General features: G+C 42.2%; 17 protein-coding genes and 1 pseudogene. 13 read left to right on the top strand and 5 right to left on the bottom strand.

The window, feature by feature from the left end; translation table 11 throughout:
* The first annotated feature begins 84 nt into the window (after positions 1-84).
* The 3 genes from tal (at position 85) to mog (ending at position 4,484) form a co-directional block, all read left to right on the top strand.
* Positions 85-1,038, top strand: coding sequence for a transaldolase (gene tal / locus BDE27_RS02045; protein WP_099132720.1), 954 nt, complete (start codon positions 85-87; stop codon positions 1,036-1,038).
* A 247-nt stretch (positions 1,039-1,285) separates the two neighbouring features.
* Positions 1,286-3,538, top strand: coding sequence for a TonB-dependent receptor domain-containing protein (locus tag BDE27_RS02040; RefSeq protein ID WP_167450518.1), 2,253 nt, complete (start codon positions 1,286-1,288; stop codon positions 3,536-3,538).
* A gap of 370 nt (positions 3,539-3,908) precedes the next feature.
* Positions 3,909-4,484 (top strand): molybdopterin adenylyltransferase, encoded by a 576-nt coding sequence (gene mog, locus BDE27_RS02035; protein ID WP_099132722.1) that lies wholly within the window; start codon positions 3,909-3,911, stop codon positions 4,482-4,484.
* A gap of 86 nt (positions 4,485-4,570) precedes the next feature.
* On the opposite strand, the gene ascB is transcribed toward mog, so the two are convergent.
* From ascB to BDE27_RS02020, 3 genes and pseudogenes are all read right to left on the bottom strand, one after another.
* A complete protein-coding gene (ascB, locus tag BDE27_RS02030; RefSeq protein ID WP_099132723.1) occupies positions 4,571-5,971 on the bottom strand; it encodes a 6-phospho-beta-glucosidase in 1,401 nt (466 codons plus the stop codon).
* Positions 5,972-6,042: 71 nt separating this feature from the next.
* Positions 6,043-7,431, bottom strand: a pseudogene (locus tag BDE27_RS02025) (PTS transporter subunit EIIC); the annotation flags it as partial.
* Positions 7,432-7,644: 213 nt separating this feature from the next.
* Positions 7,645-8,286 carry an ArsR/SmtB family transcription factor gene (locus BDE27_RS02020; protein WP_099132725.1) on the bottom strand — a complete coding sequence of 214 codons (642 nt, stop codon included), beginning with the start codon at positions 8,284-8,286 and terminating at the stop codon, positions 7,645-7,647.
* Between the two features lie 135 nt (positions 8,287-8,421).
* On the opposite strand from BDE27_RS02020, the gene BDE27_RS02015 reads away from it, so the two are divergent.
* Complete coding sequence (locus BDE27_RS02015; RefSeq protein WP_099132726.1) at positions 8,422-8,919, top strand: DUF2938 domain-containing protein; 498 nt, start codon at positions 8,422-8,424, stop codon at positions 8,917-8,919.
* 385 nt (positions 8,920-9,304) lie between these two features.
* Here BDE27_RS02015 and trxA read toward each other — a convergent pair whose 3' ends face one another.
* Positions 9,305-9,625 carry a thioredoxin gene (trxA, locus tag BDE27_RS02010; protein WP_099132727.1) on the bottom strand — a complete coding sequence of 107 codons (321 nt, stop codon included), beginning with the start codon at positions 9,623-9,625 and terminating at the stop codon, positions 9,305-9,307.
* An 889-nt stretch (positions 9,626-10,514) separates the two neighbouring features.
* Here trxA and BDE27_RS02005 point away from each other — a divergent pair.
* The 9 genes from BDE27_RS02005 (at position 10,515) to BDE27_RS01965 (ending at position 21,974) form a co-directional block, all read left to right on the top strand.
* Positions 10,515-13,934: a non-ribosomal peptide synthetase gene (locus BDE27_RS02005; protein ID WP_099132728.1), complete on the top strand. Its 3,420-nt coding sequence runs from the start codon at positions 10,515-10,517 to the stop codon at positions 13,932-13,934.
* Positions 13,931-15,583, top strand: a complete 1,653-nt coding sequence (locus BDE27_RS02000; protein WP_099132729.1) for a GMC family oxidoreductase — start codon at positions 13,931-13,933, stop codon at positions 15,581-15,583. The genes BDE27_RS02005 and BDE27_RS02000 overlap by 4 nt, the downstream gene beginning before the upstream one ends.
* The gene (locus tag BDE27_RS01995) at positions 15,573-16,337 is read left to right on the top strand and encodes a thioesterase II family protein (RefSeq protein ID WP_099132730.1); all 765 of its coding nucleotides are present in this window, start codon (positions 15,573-15,575) and stop codon (positions 16,335-16,337) included. The genes BDE27_RS02000 and BDE27_RS01995 overlap by 11 nt, the downstream gene beginning before the upstream one ends.
* Positions 16,327-17,463, top strand: coding sequence for an acyl-CoA dehydrogenase family protein (locus BDE27_RS01990; RefSeq protein ID WP_099132731.1), 1,137 nt, complete (start codon positions 16,327-16,329; stop codon positions 17,461-17,463). The genes BDE27_RS01995 and BDE27_RS01990 overlap by 11 nt, the downstream gene beginning before the upstream one ends.
* A 37-nt stretch (positions 17,464-17,500) precedes the next feature.
* On the top strand, positions 17,501-18,370 hold the full coding sequence (locus BDE27_RS01985) for a GNAT family N-acetyltransferase (RefSeq protein WP_099132732.1): 870 nt from the start codon (positions 17,501-17,503) through the stop codon (positions 18,368-18,370).
* A gap of 68 nt (positions 18,371-18,438) precedes the next feature.
* The gene (locus tag BDE27_RS01980; RefSeq protein WP_099118060.1) at positions 18,439-18,903 is read left to right on the top strand and encodes a group II truncated hemoglobin; all 465 of its coding nucleotides are present in this window, start codon (positions 18,439-18,441) and stop codon (positions 18,901-18,903) included.
* A 41-nt stretch (positions 18,904-18,944) separates the two neighbouring features.
* Complete coding sequence (locus BDE27_RS01975; RefSeq protein ID WP_099132733.1) at positions 18,945-19,787, top strand: metallophosphoesterase family protein; 843 nt, start codon at positions 18,945-18,947, stop codon at positions 19,785-19,787.
* 34 nt (positions 19,788-19,821) lie between these two features.
* Positions 19,822-20,397 carry a flavoprotein gene (locus tag BDE27_RS01970; protein WP_099132734.1) on the top strand — a complete coding sequence of 192 codons (576 nt, stop codon included), beginning with the start codon at positions 19,822-19,824 and terminating at the stop codon, positions 20,395-20,397.
* A gap of 305 nt (positions 20,398-20,702) precedes the next feature.
* Positions 20,703-21,974, top strand: coding sequence for an MFS transporter (locus tag BDE27_RS01965; RefSeq protein WP_099132735.1), 1,272 nt, complete (start codon positions 20,703-20,705; stop codon positions 21,972-21,974).
* Between the two features lie 72 nt (positions 21,975-22,046).
* Here BDE27_RS01965 and satP read toward each other — a convergent pair whose 3' ends face one another.
* On the bottom strand, positions 22,047-22,619 hold the full coding sequence (gene satP / locus BDE27_RS01960; RefSeq protein ID WP_099132736.1) for an acetate uptake transporter: 573 nt from the start codon (positions 22,617-22,619) through the stop codon (positions 22,047-22,049).
* Positions 22,620-22,733 lie beyond the last annotated feature (114 nt).

Raw genomic sequence — 22,733 nt, 5'->3', positions numbered from 1 at the left:
ACAGCCGCGCTTGACCATGTTATTATCACAAGATGGCGAGGCAACGTTGCCAAAGATTTTACGTATAACGATGAGATATTAAACATGACCGATAAACTGACTTCCCTGCGTAAACTGACAACAGTAGTAGCAGATACCGGGGATATCGAGGCGATGAAACTGTATCAGCCGCAAGATGCGACCACTAACCCTTCCCTGATTTTGAATGCAGCTCAAATTCCAGAATATCGCCAACTGATCGATGAAGCTGTTGAATGGGCGCGTGGTCAAAGCGATTCCCGTGAACAACAAGTTATTGATGCCAGCGATAAATTGGCTGTTAACATTGGTCTGGAAATTCTGAAACTGATCCCTGGCCGTATCTCCACTGAAGTTGATGCACGCCTGTCTTATGACACCGAAGCAAGCGTAGCGAAAGCAAAACGTCTGATCAAACTGTACAACGAAGCAGGTATCAGCAACGATCGCATCCTGATCAAACTGGCCTCCACCTGGCAAGGTATCCGTGCTGCGGAACAACTGGAAAAAGAAGGCATCAACTGTAACCTGACTCTGCTGTTCTCCTTTGCCCAGGCACGTGCTTGTGCAGAAGCCGGTGTCTACCTGATTTCTCCATTTGTCGGCCGTATCCTTGACTGGTACAAAGCAAATAGTGGCAAGCAAGAATTCGCACCGCATGAAGATCCAGGTGTGATTTCTGTTTCTGAAATTTATCAGTACTACAAAGAGCACGGTTACAACACGGTTGTTATGGGTGCAAGTTTCCGTAACTCTGGTGAAATTCTGGAACTGGCAGGCTGTGACCGCCTGACAATCTCTCCAGCACTGCTAAAAGAACTGTCTGAGACAGAAGGTGAAGTTGAGCGCAAACTGGGTTACGAAGGCGAAACCAAAGGACGTCCAGCGCCAATGACTGAAGCCGAGTTCTACTGGAACCACCACCAAGATGCAATGGCAACTGAAAAACTGGCAGAAGGTATCCGTAAGTTTGCAGTAGACCAAGGCAAACTTGAGAGCATGATTGCTGATCTGCTGTAATCTCAAGCGATACGCTATTTTTTCTTGCACAAAGGCGACTAATTGGTCGCCTTAAGCCACTGACAAACTCCATTCAAAACTAATGGAGTTTGTTTTTTTGCCTTGCCATCAAACCGATTTGTCCTGCCCCTATTTGACATTTTGGCTCCTGCTCGCTCCGTACAAAACCCCTAAAGATAAGTTGTTCAAAGAACATTATTAATGCATAATGATAATAGTTATTATTATCAACAAATGTAGTAATCTTATGAATAATCCACACTTTTTTATCACTCTTTTTGCAGTCAGCCCGCTTTACTCTTTCGCTGCGAATGAATCAACTACCGAACATTCAAGCGATACTATATATGTTTATTCTTCATTAGACTTAAAGAAGAATAATGAAGTATTACTAGATAGTCAGGAATTAAATAAACAAATAATCATTAATCCTGCTGATATATTTAAAAGTACATCGGGAGTTCTGTCTGGTGAATCCAGATCATCAGGAGCAATAGATGTCAATATCCGAGGTTTACAAGGTCAAGGAAGAATTTCTACTAGTGTTGATGATACTATAAATCAAACAGCCTTATATCGAGGCTATCAGGGGGTATCTAACCGTACTTATATTGATCCAGACTTCATCGGTGAAGTAGATATAAAAAAAGGATTTTATGGCGGTTCCGGTATTACAGGGATAGGTGGTACTGTGAATATGAAAACAATATCTCCTGCTGATATATTAATTCCAGGTGATAACTTTGGTATACGCCTAAAAGGTAGTCTTTTAAGTAACCACTCAAACTATAATAATTACACATGGAATGATGAACCGTCTCCAAAAAAAGAAAACATATTTAATGGAAAAAACAACACTGGAAGTGTAGTGGTTGCTTATGCAGATGAAAATTTCGAGTTTTTAGCTGGGGTATCAAAACGCATCAGAGGAAATTATCATTCAGGAAAAAAAGGATTTGGTACAAATAATTATACGCGACCAGGGTATTTATGTCCGGATGAATATTATGATGATAATGACAATATAGCGCCTTGCCCCGTAACAGCCGAAACTGTCCAAGATGCTGGTTATACCATTTATCCTAAAGGTGCAGCAGTACCTAATACATCAGAGAATACACGTTCTTATTTATTAAAAACCAGCGCATGGATTAATGATGAGCACAGAGTTAGTGCTGTTTACAGCCTATATGATAGTACTTTTGGTGAAACATATGTTGCAGATACAACAACTATAGATAAAGGAACTACGGTCCCAGTATCACAAGGACCAAATGCTTATGTTCGTTTAGCAAGATATAAACTAGGTTATGATTGGAAATCAAGTAACCCGTTAATTGATTTTAACTTTTCTCTATGGCATTTAGATTTAAAAGACAGACCTAAAACATCCCAAAATACATTAGGTGATGAAAAGAAATCTGACACATGGGGGGTTAATCTTTCTAATGACTTAGAATTTGACATGTATAATAAACCAACAAATGTACTTCTGGGAGGGAGTTATCTTACCGAAAAAACGGGGCCAGCCAAAGGTTTTTGGTCTCAGCATCCTCACCAGCGAGAAGGAACAAGACAAGAATACCGTATTTTTGTTAATGGGAAGTATGAATTAACCAATAACATTAATTTACTATCTTCTTTTGAGCATAAAGGTTATTCATTAAAAGATAAAGGTGATACCCCATCAATACCTAAGGATGGAACGGCTTATGGATATAGTTTCGGCGTTGAATATAGACCAACAAAACAAATAATGCTGTATAGTCGTTATTCTCAAAGTCCAAGATTTCCTTCATTAGTTGAAGGGACAAATGGCTTTTTTATGAAAGCTGATAATAACCTACAACATGAGACTATGAAAAATATTGAAATAGGATCTGCGTTTGGCTTTGAAAATCTGATAGCAAATGATGAATTAAAATTAAGCATCGGTTATTTTAACTCTAACATTGATAATTATATTAGTCGTAGCTGGCAATGGGATAAATTTTCAATGCATATTGATAATATCAATAAAGCAAAATTTGAAGGAATTGAGCTAGAGACAAGCTATAAGATTAAGGATTTTACAGTAAAAGCATCAGCAAATTACTATATAAATATTGAGTTTTGTAAAAAAGAAAAAGGATGCATTAATGAGAACCTTCCATCTGATTATGCAACAAACCACATTCCGCCTAAAAAAAGCTATTCACTCGATGTAAATCAAGGGTTCCTTAACAACAAATTATCTATTGGTGGACGAATATCGTACTTTGATAAAAGAGCAATACCAACCGCTAGGGTTGGACGAGGTTCTGCTCCATTGTTAGCACCTATCGACTATAAACCGGCAACAATCGTTGATTTTAGAAGTTCATTAATTATAAATAAAAACATAATAGCAGATTTTACTGTGGATAATGTTTTTGATAGATATTATATACAACCAATTAATGTAGGTTATATTCCTTCTCCTGGTCGTACATTCAGGTTAGGTATAACGGCGACTTTTTGATCAAATAAAGTTGATTAAATAACCCGAACTCTGCTTAAGAAAGGAAACTCAGAGCCTGAGGAACGATCAAAATTTTTGTTAAAGAAAACAGAATAGTGGAACTCCTCAGGCTATGATTAAAGCAGTACAGCGTGATTTTATAGCTTTAAACTTCATCTGCTTTCCCGCAACAGCACCTTTATCTGTACCAGGAGATGGATGTGGACGATAAAAATTTGCCACAATACCATATAGGTGAATAGTAGAAATATTATTACGCTGCAACGAAGTTGGAGCCATGCTACCATCGACTTAGCTATAACTTATACCCAATAAATTTCAAGTTGCAGCCAAAAAGTTTTATTATTTTTCATAATTAATTGAGGTTTGTATGAATGTATTGCGCATTGGCCTCGTGTCTGTTTCTGATCGTGCGTCAAATGGCGTTTATCAGGATAAAGGGCTGCCCGCACTGGAAACATGGCTGAAAAAAGCGATTACCACACCTTTTAGCGTAGAAACCCGCCTGATCCCTGATGAGCAAATCCTGATTGAACAAACATTGTGTGAACTGGTCGATGAATTGGGATGTCATCTGGTACTGACCACTGGGGGGACGGGTCCCGCACGTCGCGATGTAACGCCGGATGCAACGCTGGCAATTGCTGATCGTGAAATGCCAGGATTTGGGGAACAAATGCGCCAAATCAGCCTTCAATTTGTACCAACAGCCATTCTGTCCCGGCAAGTTGGCGTGATCCGCAATCAAGCGCTGATTCTAAACCTTCCCGGACAACCGAAAGCCATCGCAGAAACACTAGAAGGATTAAAAAACGAAGATGGCAAGGTGTTGGTAGCGGGAATTTTCGCCAGTGTTCCCTACTGCATCCAATTGCTGGATGGCCCTTATGTAGAAACAGATGAAAGCGTTGTAGCCGCATTCAGGCCGAAAAGTGCACGTCGTTAAAAATCCACATGTTGCTTGTTGCTATTAATCATTGAAGACCATAAAGGTTCTGAACAGACTCAGAACCTTATGAATCAAAAATAGAATCATTCACTCAAGCTACTGCCATTGGTTGCAATCACTTGTCTATACCAATAAAAGCTCTTCTTACGACGTCGCTCCAACGTACCTGTTCCCTGTTCATTCTGGTCAACATAGATATAACCGTAGCGTTTGGTTATCTCACCTTTTGAAGCACTGACCAAATCAATCGGCCCCCAACTGGTATACCCCATAATATCCACACCATCTTCAATCGCTTCTCTGACCTGGATAAGATGCTCTTTAAGGTATTGAATACGATAATCATCCCGAATACTGCCATCTGCTTCCGGTGTATCTTTCGCCCCCAAGCCATTCTCAACAATAAACAAGGGCTTCTGATAGCGATCCCATAGCAAATTCAATATAGTGCGTAAACCAAGGGGATCTATCTGCCAACCCCATTCTGAACTGGGCAAGTAAGGATTAGCCACCATATGCAGAATATTGCCCCGCTGTTTCTGGTATTCCGCTTTATCTGCGATCATACAGCCGCTCATGTAATAACTAAATGAGATAAAATCGACCGTATTTTTCAGATCATGCCTATCTTGCTCTGTAATAGTAAGTTCAATACCATTCTCGCGAAAATAACGCAGCATGTAGCCAGGATAATTCCCACGGCTCTGGACATCGCCAAAAAACAACCACTTTTGATTTTGCTGAAGAGTTGCCAATACATCTTCTGGTTTACAGGTTAATGGATACATCAAACCACCAAGCAACATATTACCAATCTGGGCATCAGGAATGATTTCTCGGCACAATTTCACCACTCTGGCACTGGCAACCAATTGATGGTGAATAGCCTGATAGATCTCTGATTGAGTGCTATTTCTCAGCAATCCAACACCTGTCAGCGGTTCATGCAGCGACATATTGATTTCATTAAATGTCAGCCATAACTTCACCTTACTCTGGTAGCGAGTCAATACCGTGCGCGCATAACGTTCAAAAAATGCAATCAGTCTACGATCCCCCCACCCGCCATATTTTTTGACTAACGTCCACGGCATTTCATAGTGAGATAATGTGATCAAAGGTTGAATGCCATATTTGGCCATTTCGTCGAACAACCTGTCATAAAATGCCAGGCCTGCTTCATTGGGTTGCTTATCATCCCCATGAGGAAAAATCCGGCTCCAGGCAATAGATGTACGTAAGCATTTAAATCCCATTTCCGCAAACAAGGCGATATCTTCGGAGTAACGGTGATAGAAATCGATAGCAATATCTTTGAGATATCGCGTTTCATCCGAAGGAGCACGTTCAACAACAGGGCCAATAATCCCCTGCGGCAAAACATCTGAAGTAGAAAGACCTTTTCCATCCGTCAAATAAGCACCTTCAACTTGATTGGCAGCAATCGCGCCTCCCCATAAAAAATGCATTGGAAACTGTTTCATGCAAACCCTCCTCTCATGGACATTTAAGGCTTATGTGGGAATTCAGACTGGTTTTTATCAGTAAGTATTGTTTCTGTAGGCGGATTGGTAACGGCAGGCAGACCAAACATCCACGTCAAAATAGCCGCAATAATAAATGCCAGCAACGTGCCAATAATTGCACCCCAAACAGTATTATCGATTCCTGATGGCGGGATCATTTGAGTGAAGGTAAAAATATTGCTCAGTCCTATTGAATAGATGGCACTTTGGTAATAACCAACAACAGAGCCACCGATCGCACCAGCAAGACAACCAAAGATAAACGGTCGCCGGTAAGGCAGGGTAACCCCATAAACCGCAGGCTCAGTGATACCAAATATACCGGCAGTAACAGCAGAGCCAGATAGCATTTTTAATTTAGCATCGCGGGTACGCAGGAAAACGCCCAATGCCGCTCCCGTTTGTCCCATTACGGCGGGCAACAACAGAGGGACTAACGTATCATGCCCCAACACAGTTAAGTTGTTGAATATGACTGGCACTAGTCCCCAATGCAGGCCAAAAATGACACAAACTTGCCAGATTGCCCCCATAATCGCTCCTGCCAGAACCGGAGCAAATCCATATACGGCTTGATAAGCATAAGCCAGTGAATGACTTAACCATGTCGCCACTGGCCCAATGACAATAAATACGAGCGGAACAATCAACATCAGACAGACAAGGGGAGTAATGAAGGTTTTGATAGTGGCTGGCAGGTGTGCATCCAATTTTTTCTCGATTTTACAGCTTATCCATGAGGCAAAAATAATTGGGATCACAGAAGAGCTATAATTCAAAAATGAGAGAGGGATCCCCATAAAGTATTTAGTTGCGCTGCCAGCAACCATTGATACCTCGAAAGCAGAGATGATCATGGGATGTACCAAAGCTCCGCCAATTCCCATCGTAATAAATGGATTACCCCCAAATTTTTTACCCGCGGTATAGCCAAGTAATAAAGGAAAAAAATAAAACAGCGAGTCACTGGCTGCATACCAGATACGATAAGTACCGCTATCAAGCGTTAGCCAATGAAATGCAATGGCAACTGCAAGCAAGCCTTTTAAGATCCCGGAAGCTGCCATTACCCCTAAAAATGGGGTAAAGATACCCGAAATAATATCGATAAAATGGTTAAATAAATTATCTCGCTTGCCAGTTGGATTTGCCATTAAGGGTGCTTCATCAGAAGGTGCCAACACTTGCTGAATAGCCTGATATACCTCTTTGACTTGATTACCAATCACAACCTGAAATTGCCCTCCACTTTCAACAACCGTAATGATATTAGGATGGGCTTTTAGTTTATTGATATCGGCGAGTGTGCTATCCCATAGTTTAAAACGCAGCCGAGTCGCACAATGAACGAGACTGACAATATTTTCTTTACCACCAACACCTGCAATGATTTCTTGGGTCAGTATCTGGTATGTCATGCCACTTCCCTCGTTTTCCGCACTGCCTGTGCTGTCAAAATCTATTGGCTACCAATGAAAAAAACCTGACAACGTCAGTCTCTATACCGTGGAGAAAGCCGATGTCAGGTTTTTCCTATCTAAGCAGTAACAATCAGTTTTTGATTTTATTTACTTTTAATGCCAGCTCAATTTTTAATCAACAAAAATGTGATTGTGATCGCTAGATATTTATTAAGATTTTGTCTCGATTCGCATTCCGGCCTCTTTCCAACCCGAAAATCCTTTTTTAAACCGACGGGCTTGAATTCCCTTAGCACGAAGCAATGCGAGGGCATTGGCAGAAAGTACACAATAAGGGCCACGGCAATAGGCGATCAACTCCCTATTAGATGCCAGTTCATCCAGCCTATTCTCCAGCTCATCAACAGGAATATTAATAGCATCGGGTAAATGACCCTGTTCAAACTCCTCTTTTGGTCTGACATCGAGTAAAGTCATACTCTTAGCTTTGATCCTCTCCAGCAGCTCTTCCCACGAAACGGCTTCCTGATTGCTCGAATCATCGATCAACCTACGCATTTCTTTGCGGTTAAATTCGGCATATTGCTGGATCGCAGAGATAACCTCTATGATAGGCCCTTCACTCCGACGATAAAGTACATGCTTACCTGATTTGCGAGACTGGAGCAACCCTGCACGTTTGAGATGCTGGAGATGCTGGGAAGTATTGGCAATCGACAAACCGGAAAGCTCCGACAAATTTTCCACGGATTGTTCAGTATCTATCAGACACTCAAGCAATATCAATCGATGGGAATTTCCCAACACCTTAGCAATTTCCGCGATCTCAACAAGAATTTCTTTATCAAACATTGACTTTCTACTTCCATCATTATTATATTCAATAATTTAATTGACCATCATGGTAGCAAAGTTTTTTAGTCATTTCGAGTACTCGCTGATTGATTGACCATTAATAGATAGCCACAATTCGGAGGATCGCAACAGATGAATGAAGGATTGGAGTTTATTGTTTATTCTGTACTGATTGGCGTTGGTGCAACGGTTGTTATGGATCTTTGGGCGGTTTTCATAAAACGGTGTTTCGGAATTCCCTCACTGAACTATAGCATGGTAGGACGCTGGATTGGACATATTCCCAAAGGGAAATTTATCCATACAAGCATTCTACAAGCTGAGCCTGTGAAAGGTGAAACCGGAATTGGTTGGTTTGCCCACTATTTGATTGGGATCATTTTTGCCGGCGTACTATTACTCATTTATGGATTAGATTGGGCAAGAAACCCCACTTTTCTGCCAGCTTTAATTATCGGCATCGTTACTTTAGTTGCCCCTTTCTTCATTATGCAACCAGGTATGGGAATGGGGATGGCTGCATCTAAAACACCTGCCCCTAATACAACCAGACTAAGAAGCCTGATGGCACACACTTCTTATGGTGTTGGTCTGTATTTAGCTGCGTTATTATTAACGTTATTTTCTTGATTTCATTTTTAAATGACCGTCGATAAATTTTCATTATTTATCGACGGAATACACATTTTATTTCCATCTATTTTCTTATTATTGTTATCCAATTTGGGATCTTATCTATAATTTTTACAAAAACTCTTTGATGACATAAGCACTTTCCAATGAAAGCGACCATTTTGCTGGTTCATCAGATGAAAAAATCATCATGATTTTTAGGTATTCCCATGGATATTTTCCCAATGAATTAATCTGATTACCCGAAACAGATGAACCAAAACTCATCGGCCAAATTTTTTCACTGTTATTTTTAAGCGCTTATTTTTGATAAATTGAGCCTGACACAAAAACATTAAATTTTTTAATTAAGGCAGGCTCCTCAAATTTAACTCAACCTGGATTACAAATTTTTAGAAACCATATTCTTAAATTGTGATAATGAAGCGACGCCAACAAGAGAATCTACAGGTTGCCCATCTTTATATACTAATGTCGTTGGTATGCTGCGAATACCATATTTCATAGCGATATTATTGGCATCATCAATATTGATTTCCCCGAAAGTGGCACTATCTTTCATATCAATTGATAATTGATTAAACGTTGGTGCTACCGCACGACACGGGCCACACCATGGCGCCCAGAATCTAACAACACAGATCCCTTTAGAACCGACTACACTATCAAAATTATCTTCGGTTAATTCAATTAATGTACTCATATTGAATCCTCAGTAAAAATTTTTAAGTTACTAAAATGCAGCTCATAAATGAAATGTGGGGTATGCGCATGTATATTTGTTAACTTTGATATTGGAACATTCATTTTATGAATCCATGTACAAGATAATCGCTAACTCAGAATACTCGATACCCTCAATTCAATTATTATATTGAATATTATAGTTAGATCAATAGATCTTTTCCTATCAGGAAGATAGGAATAGGCTATCAATTAATAACAATCAGTTATTAAAATCCTTAAAATAAATCACACAAAATTTATTCATTCAATATTGGATAAACATAATAATCAAAAAAAATCAATCACATAAATTCTGACTAATAACTTTAACCAGAGAAAAAACCAATGGGCAATCTGCTAATTATAAATACGATGATTTCATATATTGACTATTAAAAAATCAAAAAATAACGTAATAATATTTTGCCAGGGAGTTATTAATTTACCCACAGGAGATTAGCAGGTTGGTGAGGCGTCAGAAATTATTATGCGACTACCAACTTGAATTTGATCAGTATCCATATATTTCACATAACAATAATCGTTAATAAAATATTATTATTTGATATTACATTTAGTTATAAACATGTTATTTTTGCATAAAAGCAAACCAACAAATAAAACTAAACACCTTACTAAGATTAATGAGGCGTCTGAATATGCACTGCTTTTATTTTAAACTCATGAGTCAATATATTAATCTGATAGTAAATGATGTTTATTTTCACCAAAATAAATTGGTGAACTGTAAAAAGATTCTTTGTTAAGAATTCCAACCCTATTCCCGGCACTATTTTATTTCAAAGATAAAAAACAACCTCAAAAAAACATAAGTTAACTTATCAATCAAATACAAGGGATAATGCATGCAAAATTTCCTCCAGGCATTACAAGAATCCGGATTAGAAACCTCTAATCCCCCTGAATTATATAAACCAGAAAATAAAAATTTAGAAGTAGAGCTATCAAAATTGAAAAATCAGGTTAATGGGATACTTCAAAACAGATTACCATTAATAAATATTATCATTCCTGTAACTCTACAAGAAAATACGATTGAGACAGAAAGTTTTCCATTAACAGATATTCAATATGCCTATTTAATTGGGCGTAACCCCGGACTGGAACTAGGAGGTTTAACCAGTTGCCTATATACTGAATTAGATATTAATTCATTAGATATCAATTTATTAAATAACGCATTAAACAAAATCATTGCATATCACCCTATGTTAAGGGCGACTTTATCTTTAGATGGACAACAGCGGATTTTACCCACACCATTAAATTACATCATTCCTATTCAGGATTGTAGAAAGTGGTCAGAGTCAGAAAAAGATAATAGGCTGGAAAAACTTCGTCGGGAAATGGAAACGCAATTATTACCTGTAGATAAAGCCCCTACATTCGATATACGGGCAACAATACTTAATAATGATATTACCCGTCTGCATATTTATTTCGACCTGATGTTTGTCGACATTCATAGTGTCCGTTTGGTATTACGTGACTGGTGGCAAGTTTATCAAGGTTATGAGCTGCCTGCTCTACCTGATAATATGAATTTCCCCAGTTATATCAAATTAGAACGTTATCTACAGGGGCAGCCACAAGGATTACGTGATAAAACTTATTGGGAACAACAGCTAGAGCATTTACCTCAACCACCGGAATTACCTTTAAAAAATGCACCAGAGATACTTTCTCCACCAGTGTTCAAACGTTACAGCCGAACAATTTCTTCTGAAACATTATTAGCTCTGAGAAAAAAAGCGGAATTACGCAAATTAACATTGGAAACTGTACTGCTCGGTATGTACGCAGAAGTGCTTCGTCAATGGTCGAAACGTCAGACTTTTACACTGACTGTCACTCAATTTGGACGCCGTCCTTATTTTGATGGCATTGAAAATGTTGTCGGCAATTTCCTGCAACCCATGTTACTGGGTATTGGAGGAACAGGAGAAGAAAGCCTCAATAATCGTTTGGTACAGATCCAGACTGATTTGATGATGAACCGCTGGCACTGTTCCTATAATGGTGTTCAAGTTCTCAGAGAACTGACCCGCCGAAATCATGGCAACCGAGCAGCAACCGCCCCCGTAGTATTTAGCAATACCCTGACGGCCAATTTGGATAATGTCGTGACAGATATCAGTTGGACGGAAGCGACCCAAGTTTATAGCAGTAATCAAACCCCCCAAGTTTGGTTAGAGAACCAGATTGTTCGTGTTGATGATCTGGTGCAAATTAACTGGAATACAGTCAATGAGCTATTCCCTGATGGCATGGTGGAAGCCATGTTGGATGCGTATCTGGCACTGATAACGACTTGTGCAGAAGACAATTCAGTATGGGATAAAAACGCACCACTGGTGACATTGCCTGCCTCAGATTTAGTGGAAAGAACAAAAGCCAATGCAACAGATACCGAATTTGATCTCAAGCTACTGCATGAAATGGTTTTACAAGCTGCTGACAAATTTCCCAATGCAATTGCACTTATTCAGGGCGAAAAACAAGTTACCTATGCAGAAATGGCTAACAGAGCTTATGCAATAGCACAACAACTACGAAGCTCTGTCCTAATTCATCCCAATGATATTGTCGCTGTCTCCCTGCCACAAAGCCCAGAGTTAGTCATTGGGTTGCTGGGTGTTCTTATGTCAGGTGCGGCCTACGTGGCCATTGATCCCCAACTGCCTGCGGAACGTCGAATGAGTTTGCTCAACCGCTGTTCAGCCAAAGGGATTGTCACTGACAGCACGGTTTTTGCACATGATGAATTTACGAATTTACTTCGTATCAATCTGGATGAGTGTTCTATGCATCAGGCAATGGATACAGAACAAATGGCTACGGCACATTGGTCTTCCATGCCTTCAATGCAAGGATTAGATGATCTGGCCTATGTCATCTTTACCTCTGGTTCAACAGGAGAGCCGAAAGGGGTGATGGCTTCCCACCGTAATGCCGCCAATACCGTATTTGATATTAATCATAAATTCCGGGTAACAGAAAAAGATGTTGTGTTGTCTGTCGCGCCTGCCGGGTTTGATTTGTCCGTCTATGATTATTTCGGGCTATTAAGCGTAGGAGGAAAAGTTATTTTTTCCATGCCAGAAACGGCTAATGACCCAAAAATCTGGCTAGACATGCTGATCAAACATCAAATTACGATTTGGAATAGTGTCCCTGCTCCCGTGAAAGTATTGGTAGACAGAAATGGTTCCGCACTATCCGCGACCCAATTAAGGCTAATCCTTATGAGCGGAGACTGGATACCTGTCGATCTCCCTGAACGTATTCGGGAAAGTTTGCCAAATACTGCGATAATCAGTCTCGGTGGAGCAACTGAAGGTTCTATCTGGTCGATACATTATCCCATTGAGAAAATTGATAAAAACTGGAAAAGCATTCCTTATGGTAAGCCGCTAGCAAATCAAACATTCCATGTTTTGAATAACTGGCTTCTTCCCTGCCCCAAATGGGTCACCGGAGAACTCTATATTGGCGGAGACGGAGTGACTCAAGGTTATTTGGGCGATGCAGAAAAAACCGCATTACGCTTTATTATTCATCCCGCCACAGGTGAACGGCTGTACAGAACTGGAGATTTGGGACGATATATTACCGATGGCTTGATAGAAATTTTAGGGCGTGAAGACAATCAGGTAAAAATCAACGGCTACCGCATTGAGTTAGGCGAAATTGAAGCCTGCCTTCTGACCCACGAAAATGCCAGCCATGTCGTCATTGATGCTCCCGTTCATGCCAAAACCGGACAACGACATATCGTTTCCTATGTTGTGCCTGAGGCGCAAGAAACGTTGGATGATCCGACCCATTTTCAGGATCAATTGAGGGAAATTGCCCGCAAAACATTGCCCTCTTATATGGTGCCCAGTTATTACATCTTATTGCCCCATATGCCGTTAACCAGTAATGGAAAAATTGACCGTAAAGCGCTGCCTATTCCCTGGTCTGATACCGAAGAACATGCAGATGCTCCGGTTGCCCCCGCTAATGAAATAGAAGCGAAGATCCTGAAACTCTGGCAAGCACAACTTCAACACGATGATTTTGATGTCACCGATGGCTTTTTTGATATTGGCGGTGATTCACTCCATGCCGTTGGTTTACTGAGTGCTCTGCGACAGGAATTTAATATTACGCCAGTTGGCGAACAGGACATTATCGAAGGGCTGTTCATGAATTCTAATATTCAGTCTTTCTCTCGCATCATCGAAACCATCGTCCAATCTCAAGCGGTGAATGAGCTATGACCAAAGCATATGATTATATCGTGGTAGGCGGTGGTTCAGCAGGATGCGTGGCTGCCTCTCGCCTGTCTGAAAATAGCACGAAGTCCGTACTGCTGATTGAAGCAGGTCACGAATCTGATGTACACAACCCTGCCAGTCCACTCAGAGATGCGTCAAGGCTGGTGCTGGAAGGATATAACTGGGATTACGAAGCCAATGTGCGCAATGATGGTGATCGGTTCGCCGATCTCATGGCTTCTCCTGCCCATGGAAAAGATAACAAACAACAAACTCGCAAGCACAAAGAGCGCAAGCCGTTCAATTATCGTGTGGGGAAAGTCCTTGGGGGTTCCTCCGCTGTTAACGGTGCTATTGCCCTGCGAGGATTTCCGAGCGATTTTGATAAATGGACCCAAATGGGCTGCCCTAATTGGTCTTGGGAACAAGTCCTGCCATGGTTTAAGCATTTGGAAAATGACACTGATTATATCGGTGATGATAACCACGGTTCACAGGGGCCGATGTGTCTGCGCAGACCGGCAAATAACGAGATCCACCCTCTTGATATGGCTTTTGCCCATGCCTGCGAACAGTTTGGTGTACCTTACGCCGATGATCTCAATATCGGTGAAGATCCTGCTGTCGGCCCTGTGCCCGCCAATGTCGTTAACGGCGCAGAAAGAGTCGATGTTTATCGTTCATACCTTGAACCGATCCTGAATAGAGAAAATCTGCATGTGCTGACGGATGCCCTGGTCACGCAGATCATTTTCAACGGCACTGTCGCCTCAGGGGTAAAAATTATTCAGGCGGGAGAAGAGCAGGTTTATCAGGCCAAACAAATTGTTCTCTGCGCTGGCGCAATTGGTTCGGCAACATTATTACAGCGCTCAGGTGTGGGTGATCCAGAACATCTGAGCAGATTAGGTATCCCTGTCGTTGCGCAAGTGCCCGCCGTTGGCAGAAATTTAACTGACCATGCTTCCGTGGTGCTCTGGGCGCTGCCTAAAGCCGGTGTCTGTACCACGGGCCTGCCGTGGCGGCAAATTGCTGCTCGCATTAGAAGCGGTTATGACGCAAAAGTCGATGTACAAATTGGCTTGCTGAACAATGTTGCCAGTGACACCGTACCGGGGTTCAGAGATCGCGTTACTTATCCAATGCTGGTTGGTGCTTCCGTCATGTTAATGCGTCCAGAGATTCAAGGACGGGTTTTCATCAATTCCGCCACGCCCACAGGATTACCCCAAATTGATCTGCCGTTGACTCACTCCCCATCAGATATCGCACGCCTTGTCGGGGGAGTGCGTAAAATTTGGCAGGTTTTACGCCACCCGGAAGTGGATACCTTCCTTGATGGCATCCAATTTTGGTCTGACTCCATGATTCATAACGATGAAATCATGAACAGTGCAATCAAAAACCTGGTTAATCCAGGCTGGCATGCGTCTGGAACGCTCAGAATGGGCACCCATGATGATCCTGATAGCGCCACGCAAGAAGACGGTCGAGTCCATGGCGTTACGGGTGTGACAGTTGCTGACGCTTCTCTATTCCCCACTATTCCCTCTATGCCAACTAATCTGACAACCATTATGACGGCTGAACGCATTGTCAGTTTTTTAATAGAAAGAGAAACCACCAGCGAGCGGAGGATAAATGGCAACTAATTGCAGACGGGTGATTTATGCCTTTCCCCATGCAGGAGCAACAACAGCGATTTATCGCCCCTGGCTAACTGATCTCATGACCACCCAATCTGCGATCTTACAACCCGTTGCGATCCCAGGTCGTGGTTATCTGGCTAAAGAACCTGAAATTCACGATCTCGATGCCCTGACTGAACGACTGGCATCAGATATCTGGGCAGATTTTCAGCAGAAACAAACACAGGGTATCACGGAGTGGATCACCTTTGGTCATAGCTTTGGTGGCGTGCTGAGCATCGCGGTAGGTCAGGCGATAATGAAAAACTATGGCACTTCCCCTTTATTTGGCGTGGTATCCAGCTCTGTCCCCCCTCATCGTCAACCCAAAGATGAACGACATGAATGGACAGATGAACAATTGATTCAGAAAACCAAAGCGGATCAAGGGACACCTGACGCAATCTTGAACGAACCGGCGCTGATAAAACCCATCATCCGGCAACTGCGCAATGATTACCTGATACGCAGCCAATTTCCCCAACTTGGCAATATACAGGTGAGTTATCCACTGGTGCTGGTTTCCGCCACTCTCGACAGTTATGTCACTTTGGCAGACATGGAAGCCTGGAAAAATTACACCGCTGACGATATTTCACTCATCCATATTGAAGGGGATCACTTTGCTGTGTACCACCACTGGGATGTTATTAAACAAATATTGCTGAGTGAAAAACCATTTGGGCTGACAAAGAACTGGAGTAAATATGCGTATTGAGATTGATAATTTTGATAATTACCGGAAATCCTGTCGTGAATTCCTTGAGCGTGAAATCGTCCCTGAACATCAGAGGTGGGAAGAGCATGGGCTGGTTGAACGCACCTTTTGGGAGAAATTAGGCCAGTCAGGGTTATTAGGTATGAGCGTCAGCCCTGAGCTTGGGGGACTGGGAAAAAACGATTATCGGTTTGCGGTCATTCTGACAGAAGAACTCATCAAGGCAGGTGTAACTGTACCAGGCATCGTTGCTCATAACGATATTGTTGCCAGCTACATTTTTGCCCTCGGTAATCAGGAACAGAAAAAAAGATGGCTGCCGGAATTGTGTAGCGGAAAACGGGTTGCCGCCATTGCTATGACAGAGCCAACTGGTGGTTCCAATACCGCAGACATCAAAACTGTGGCTAAACGTCAAGGTGATCACTATCTGGTGAATGGCGGCAAAACTTACATCACCAATGGTATCAATGCGGATCTGATCGTGGTAGCGGTAAAAACAGAAGAGGGGCAACAAGGCCAGGGTATCAGTTTACTGGCAATAGAACGGGATATGACCGGATTCACCAGAGGAGCGCCATTAAAGAAAATTGGCTGGAATGGCAGCGACACGGCTGAACTCTTTTTCCATGACTGTAAGGTCCCTGTTACCAACCTGATTGGCCGTGAAAACCTCGGTAACTATTACTTTATGTCAGCAATGCCCCGCGAACGCCTCAGCATCTCAACTGTGGCGGTTGCCAGTGCAGAACATATATTGCAGAGCACACTGGAATATGTGAAAGAAAGAACAGCTTTCAATCAACCGATCGGCTCCTTTCAATACAACCGTTTTATTCTGGCGCAATTAGATACCGAAGTAAAAATTGCCCGAATCTACCTGGATAACGCCGTTGATCTCTTTAATCAGGGGCTTTTCAGTTTAGTAGATGCAGCCCGCATCAAGTGGTGGACGACCGAACTGCAAATGAAAGTGGCAGATCGTTGCCTGCAATTGCACGGCGGCTTGGGTTATATGCGTGATTCCATTGCGGGCAAGAATTGGTTGAATAGCCGCGCCCAGACTATTTACGGTGGAACCAGCGAGGTACTGCAAGAAATCATCAGTAAATCAATCGGACTTTAAAGCATAATAATACGCGGTTGGAGAGGATATATTGGTTATGAATAAGATGAACAGCAAGTCGTGTCTCATTCGATCGGTCAATGTCAGTCAATGGAACTCAATCATTCTTAATTGGGCAAAGGCCGAAAACTGGGATATGAATGTGGACGATGCAGCCTGTTTCTTTAGGGTAGATCCAGAGGCTTTTTTTATTGCCTATCGTGGTATTCAACCCATCGCATCAATATCGATGGTGAATTATTCAGATTTTTATTCGTTCGGTGGCAATTTCATTATACAACCAGAATTCCGCAATCATGTTTGTGCAGGAAAAATATGGAAATGCTCTATGGACTATGCAGAACATCGCACCATTGGCTGTGATGGTAACTGGGATAGAACGCAACTCTACGAAAGAAGAGGATTTGCCATCCATTATCGTAATGTCCGGCTTTCCGGACTCATCAAGCAAAAAATCACTCCACCAGCTGGCGCTATTCTAATTACGCCAGCCAATATTGATGAAGTCATTAAATATGATACTGAATGCATTGGTGTTCATCGAGGGGCATTACTTGCTAATTGGTTTTGGGGAAAAGAACGTTATGGATTTTGTACTTATTCCAGAACGGGAATTTCCGGCGTTATTGGCATAAGACGATCGCAAAATGGCTACCGAATAGGCCCTTTCTTTGCCGATAACGCTGAAGCTGTTGAAACATTAGCTCTTACCGCATTCGCACAGATCCCTGATGGTTTACCTGTATCGGTCGATGTTCCCGAAACCGATAACAACGAGTTTCTCCAATTGGCTAACGAATATGGGCTAAAGGGACTGTTTAACACATACAGAATGTACAAAGGCAATCTCATACCAAAGGGGCGGCTGGATAAGGTCAAGGCCATTGCATCTTTGGAGTTAGGGTAATGGATATCAACAAATAGCCGTTACCTGAGTCGCAACATCATTAATATATTCATACGAGAGGTTATGTTATGGCAAATGAAACACCGACCTTATTTGAATGGATGGGCGGTCGTGAGGTGCTCATGAAACTCATGGACACCTTTTATGCCAAGGTTGAAAAAGATGAGCTGCTTGCTCCGCTGTTTAAAAATATGAAATCCGATCACCCTGGTCACGTCGCCATGTGGTTGGAAGAAGTACTCGGCGGAGAAAATCGCTATACCAAAGATCGTGGTGGCTTCAAGGTTATGATAAGCCGTCACAGAGGCAGAAGCATCCAACCTGAACAAAGAAAGAGATGGGTAGAACTGTTGATGGAATCTGCTGATGAAATCGGCTTACCTTCTGATCCTGAATTTCGCGCAGCATTCGCCGGTTACATCGAATGGGGTTCACGCAGGGCTGAGGCCAATTCTCAACCCAATGCTGCTCCTTCACGTCGCGAAACCGTACCCAAGTGGGGATGGGGAGAAGCTCCTCCAGGAACGCCCTGATTTTTAAAGAAACTTACAGGTAAAGTTAGAGAGGTGAGCTTATGTTGTTGGCCGTCAGTGACTTACATGTATCTCATGCAACAAATAGGGCTATAGTCGAATCATTCAGGCCATCAACACCTGACGATTGGCTGCTGCTGGCAGGCGACATCGCAGAGCAGGAGTCAGATTTTACATGGGTCATCAGTATGCTTTCCCAACGGTTTGCTCAAGTCGTCTGGACGCCAGGAAATCATGAACTCTGGTGCACACCAAAAGATCAATTAAAGTTGCCTGGCGTACTGCGTTATGAACATCTGGTCAATATCTGTCGGCAGCATAACGTACTCACCCCCGAAGATGAGTTTCGTCATTACCGCATGGGGAATGGTACAACGGTTACCATTGCCCCTATTTTTACCCTATACGATTATTCATTTAGAAATACCTATGACTATACGGCGGAACAGGCTATAGAACGCGCTCGTCGTTGTGGTGTCATTAGCTCTGACGAATTCTTCCTGAAAACCTATCCCCATAGAAATATTATCGATTGGTGTCGGGAACGTATCCAATATACCGCCAAACGCTTGAACACCATTCCAGATGGCAAAGATATCGTACTGATAAGCCATTTCCCCATTATCCGTAAGCCGCTCGAATCCTTACGCAACAGTGAATTTTCCATTTGGTGTGGCAGTGAAAAAACTCACCAATGGGCATCAAAAAAAGGGGTTCGCATGGTGGTATATGGACACCTACACATTCCTAATCTCGAATATATTCAAGATGTTGCTCATTTGGAAGTCTCTTTGGGATATCCGCGGGAATGGCAAGAGCGTGGCAGAAGTTCTTACTTAGTACAACTAGACGGATTACTGGAACACGCTAACGCGTATAGCTAATCATCTATTTTTATAATAAGAGGCTAATTTAACGATGAAAAATGATGAAATAATTCCACAGATAAAACCTCGGATCTTAATTGGGACAACCGGGTCAGTAGATATCACCCTCCTCCCCAAATATCTTTCAGCAATTAAGGCGGCGATCGACTGTACATTAACAGTATTGATGACAAACAATGCCACCACCTTTTTACCCGCTTCAACCATAGCGCTCTATGCCGATCGGGTCATTAGCGGAGAGATGCCCCACGATTGGCCAACAGACAAACCTTCACGCATTGTCGCGGATCATGACATTATGGCGGTTTTACCTGCAACAGCTAACACGCTTGCGACCGTTGCTTGTGGTGGCGCAACCAATCGATTAACAACTGTCGTGCTGGCCTCCACATTTCCTGTGCTGTTTTTTCCTGTCATGGGACACGTAATGTGGGAAAAAAAAGCAACACGTCGCAATATCAATCAATTACGTGATGATGGCTATCACGTTATTGAACCTGTATGGCACGAAAATTTTGATGTTTCACTACAACGAATGGTTGGACATCCTTCATTACCAGATATTGAAACCGTTATTTCACTACTGAAACAATATCTGTCAGAATAAGTTCGAGATTAATCGCGTTATGGAAGAGTATTTCGCCCCTTAATTGACAAAAAATATTCGACATGAAAGTGATCTAATATGTGGGCTGGGTACTCTTCTATTTCACATTTTCCCTGATATATAGCTGTAAATTCTTCCTCTGTTCAAATCTAAGTTACATATCACCACAATGGGTTCTTTTTAAAAATTGTAGAATAAATATCTTTTAATATAGTGTAAGTTTTATTTTCATCTATTTTGAGTCTGGTCAGGACATTGAAAATAATCACCTTAGAACCCATTTTATAACTATAAACCGGTAACTTATGTCACAACATCACAATCGTCCATTAAATAAACAAGATTATAAAACGCTGTCCTTGGCGGCTTTAGGTGGCGCTCTGGAATTTTACGACTTTATTATCTTTATCTTCTTTGCTGTTGCGCTTGGGGAACTCTTTTTTCCTGCTGATATACCTGAATGGCTCAGGCAACTACAGACATTTGGTATTTTTGCTGCGGGTTATCTGGTTCGGCCTTTAGGTGGGATCGTCATGGCCCATTTTGGCGATCTCATTGGGCGTAAGAAAATGTTTTCACTCAGCATATTGTTGATGGCTGTACCAACACTGACCATCGGCCTGTTGCCCACCTATGACGCCATAGGCATTGCTGCCCCTATCCTGCTGCTACTGATGCGGATTATGCAGGGAGCCGCAATTGGTGGAGAAGTACCCGGAGCCTGGGTTTTTGTGGCAGAGCATGTTCCTCATAAACGCATCGGATTTGCCTGTGGTGTTTTAACGGCAGGATTGAGTTTGGGGATTTTATTTGGTTCTCTCGTCGCAACCATTATTACTTCGATTTATTCCAGACAAGAAGTCTTAGATTGGGCGTGGCGTCTGCCATTTTTCTTAGGCGGTATTTTCGGTTTATGCGCCATGTATCTGCGCCGTTGGCTCCATGAAACCCCTGTCTTCAAGGAAATGCAAGAACGCAAAGCGTTGGCAGGAGAGCTGCCACTAAAAACTGTTGTTTTTAATCACAAACGCGCCATCTCTATTTCCATGCTGCTGACATGGCTCCTTTCCGCAGGCATTGTCGTCGTTATCTTGATGACACCAACCTATATGCAGTCGGTATTTAATCTGGAACAATCACTGACTTTGAAAGCAAACAGTCTGGCTATTATCTCATTGGCGATTGGCTGTATCTCTGTCGGATATTTATGCGATAAATGGGGAGCCGGTATCGTGCTGATTATCGGTTGCACTCTATTGGCTGCCACAACATGGTTTTTCTACCACAATATCAGCCATGAACCACTTAAACTATTTAGTACTTATTCCCTCGCTGGTCTGACTGTCGGTGTGATTGGCGCCACTCCTTTTGTTATGGTGAAAAGCTATCCGCCAGAAGTCAGGTTTAGTGGCATTTCATTTGCATATAATTTGGCTTATGCCATTTTTGGTGGATTGACACCAATTTTCGTCACCTTACTACTGACATATACCGCACTGGCACCCGCTTACTATATGATGACCTTATCGGCTGTTGGCCTGTTATTGGGGTTTTACTTGCGGAAAAAATCTATCTGAAGAAGTAGGTAAGAAATTAGAGGATTGATAAAGCACAGGATGAGCATGAATGACTCATCCTGTTAAAAACGGTTAAGCGTGTTTCACTTCACCAATTGGCAGAATAGTACGGCCATATTGTTCATTCAGAACCTCAGCCATTGCCAGATAGAAAGCACTCGCACCACAGATAACACCTTCAAAACCCGCGAAGATCAAGATGCTGGCATTGCCGGTGATGTTGCCAATTGCCAGCAATGCAAACAGCAGCGTCAAGCTGCCAAAGACAAATTGCAGGACACGGTTAGCTTTCAACGTACCAAAGAACATAAACAGTGTGAAGATTCCCCACAAGGCGAGATAAACACCAAGGAACTCATGACTGGTTGCGTCAGCCAGCCCCATCTTTGGCAGGAAAAGCAAAGCGATCAGACTCAACCAGAACAGGCCGTAAGAGGTAAATGCGGTTGCAGCAAACGTATTTCCTTTTTTGTACTCAAAGATGCCGGCCAGCACCTGAGCCAAACCACCGTAAAAAATTCCCATGCTCAAAATTGCTGATGCCAATGGGAAAAAACCTGCATTGTGCAAATTCAACAAAATGGTTGTCATGCCAAAACCCATTAAACCCAATGGGCCTGGGTTCGCCAACTGATTAGAATGCATACTTCCCCTAGAAAATACAAATAAAACAAAATATTAAAAAATTTATCGTGGCGCTTTCCTGCACCAAGAAATCATAAAAGGCGGCGAATCATAATGTGATGACATCAACTACAC

Source organism: Xenorhabdus ehlersii, assembly GCF_003610465.1.
Taxonomy (GTDB): Bacteria; Pseudomonadota; Gammaproteobacteria; order Enterobacterales; family Enterobacteriaceae; genus Xenorhabdus; species Xenorhabdus ehlersii.
Note: the sequence above shows the minus strand (reverse complement) of the source record. Positions and strands in the feature narration are given on the sequence as shown.

Bases quoted from the DNA above. Each gene is read 5' to 3' on its own strand.
- tal (WP_099132720.1), top strand. From the start codon at position 85: ATGACCGATAAACTGACTTCCCTGCGTAAACTGACAACAGTAGTAGCA.
- BDE27_RS02040 (WP_167450518.1), top strand. From the start codon at position 1,286: ATGAATAATCCACACTTTTTTATCACTCTTTTTGCAGTCAGCCCGCTT.
- mog (WP_099132722.1), top strand. From the start codon at position 3,909: ATGAATGTATTGCGCATTGGCCTCGTGTCTGTTTCTGATCGTGCGTCA.
- ascB (WP_099132723.1), bottom strand. From the start codon at position 5,971: ATGAAACAGTTTCCAATGCATTTTTTATGGGGAGGCGCGATTGCTGCC.
- BDE27_RS02020 (WP_099132725.1), bottom strand. From the start codon at position 8,286: ATGTTTGATAAAGAAATTCTTGTTGAGATCGCGGAAATTGCTAAGGTG.
- BDE27_RS02015 (WP_099132726.1), top strand. From the start codon at position 8,422: ATGAATGAAGGATTGGAGTTTATTGTTTATTCTGTACTGATTGGCGTT.
- trxA (WP_099132727.1), bottom strand. From the start codon at position 9,625: ATGAGTACATTAATTGAATTAACCGAAGATAATTTTGATAGTGTAGTC.
- BDE27_RS02005 (WP_099132728.1), top strand. From the start codon at position 10,515: ATGCAAAATTTCCTCCAGGCATTACAAGAATCCGGATTAGAAACCTCT.
- BDE27_RS02000 (WP_099132729.1), top strand. From the start codon at position 13,931: ATGACCAAAGCATATGATTATATCGTGGTAGGCGGTGGTTCAGCAGGA.
- BDE27_RS01995 (WP_099132730.1), top strand. From the start codon at position 15,573: ATGGCAACTAATTGCAGACGGGTGATTTATGCCTTTCCCCATGCAGGA.
- BDE27_RS01990 (WP_099132731.1), top strand. From the start codon at position 16,327: ATGCGTATTGAGATTGATAATTTTGATAATTACCGGAAATCCTGTCGT.
- BDE27_RS01985 (WP_099132732.1), top strand. From the start codon at position 17,501: ATGAATAAGATGAACAGCAAGTCGTGTCTCATTCGATCGGTCAATGTC.
- BDE27_RS01980 (WP_099118060.1), top strand. From the start codon at position 18,439: ATGGCAAATGAAACACCGACCTTATTTGAATGGATGGGCGGTCGTGAG.
- BDE27_RS01975 (WP_099132733.1), top strand. From the start codon at position 18,945: ATGTTGTTGGCCGTCAGTGACTTACATGTATCTCATGCAACAAATAGG.
- BDE27_RS01970 (WP_099132734.1), top strand. From the start codon at position 19,822: ATGAAAAATGATGAAATAATTCCACAGATAAAACCTCGGATCTTAATT.
- BDE27_RS01965 (WP_099132735.1), top strand. From the start codon at position 20,703: ATGTCACAACATCACAATCGTCCATTAAATAAACAAGATTATAAAACG.
- satP (WP_099132736.1), bottom strand. From the start codon at position 22,619: ATGCATTCTAATCAGTTGGCGAACCCAGGCCCATTGGGTTTAATGGGT.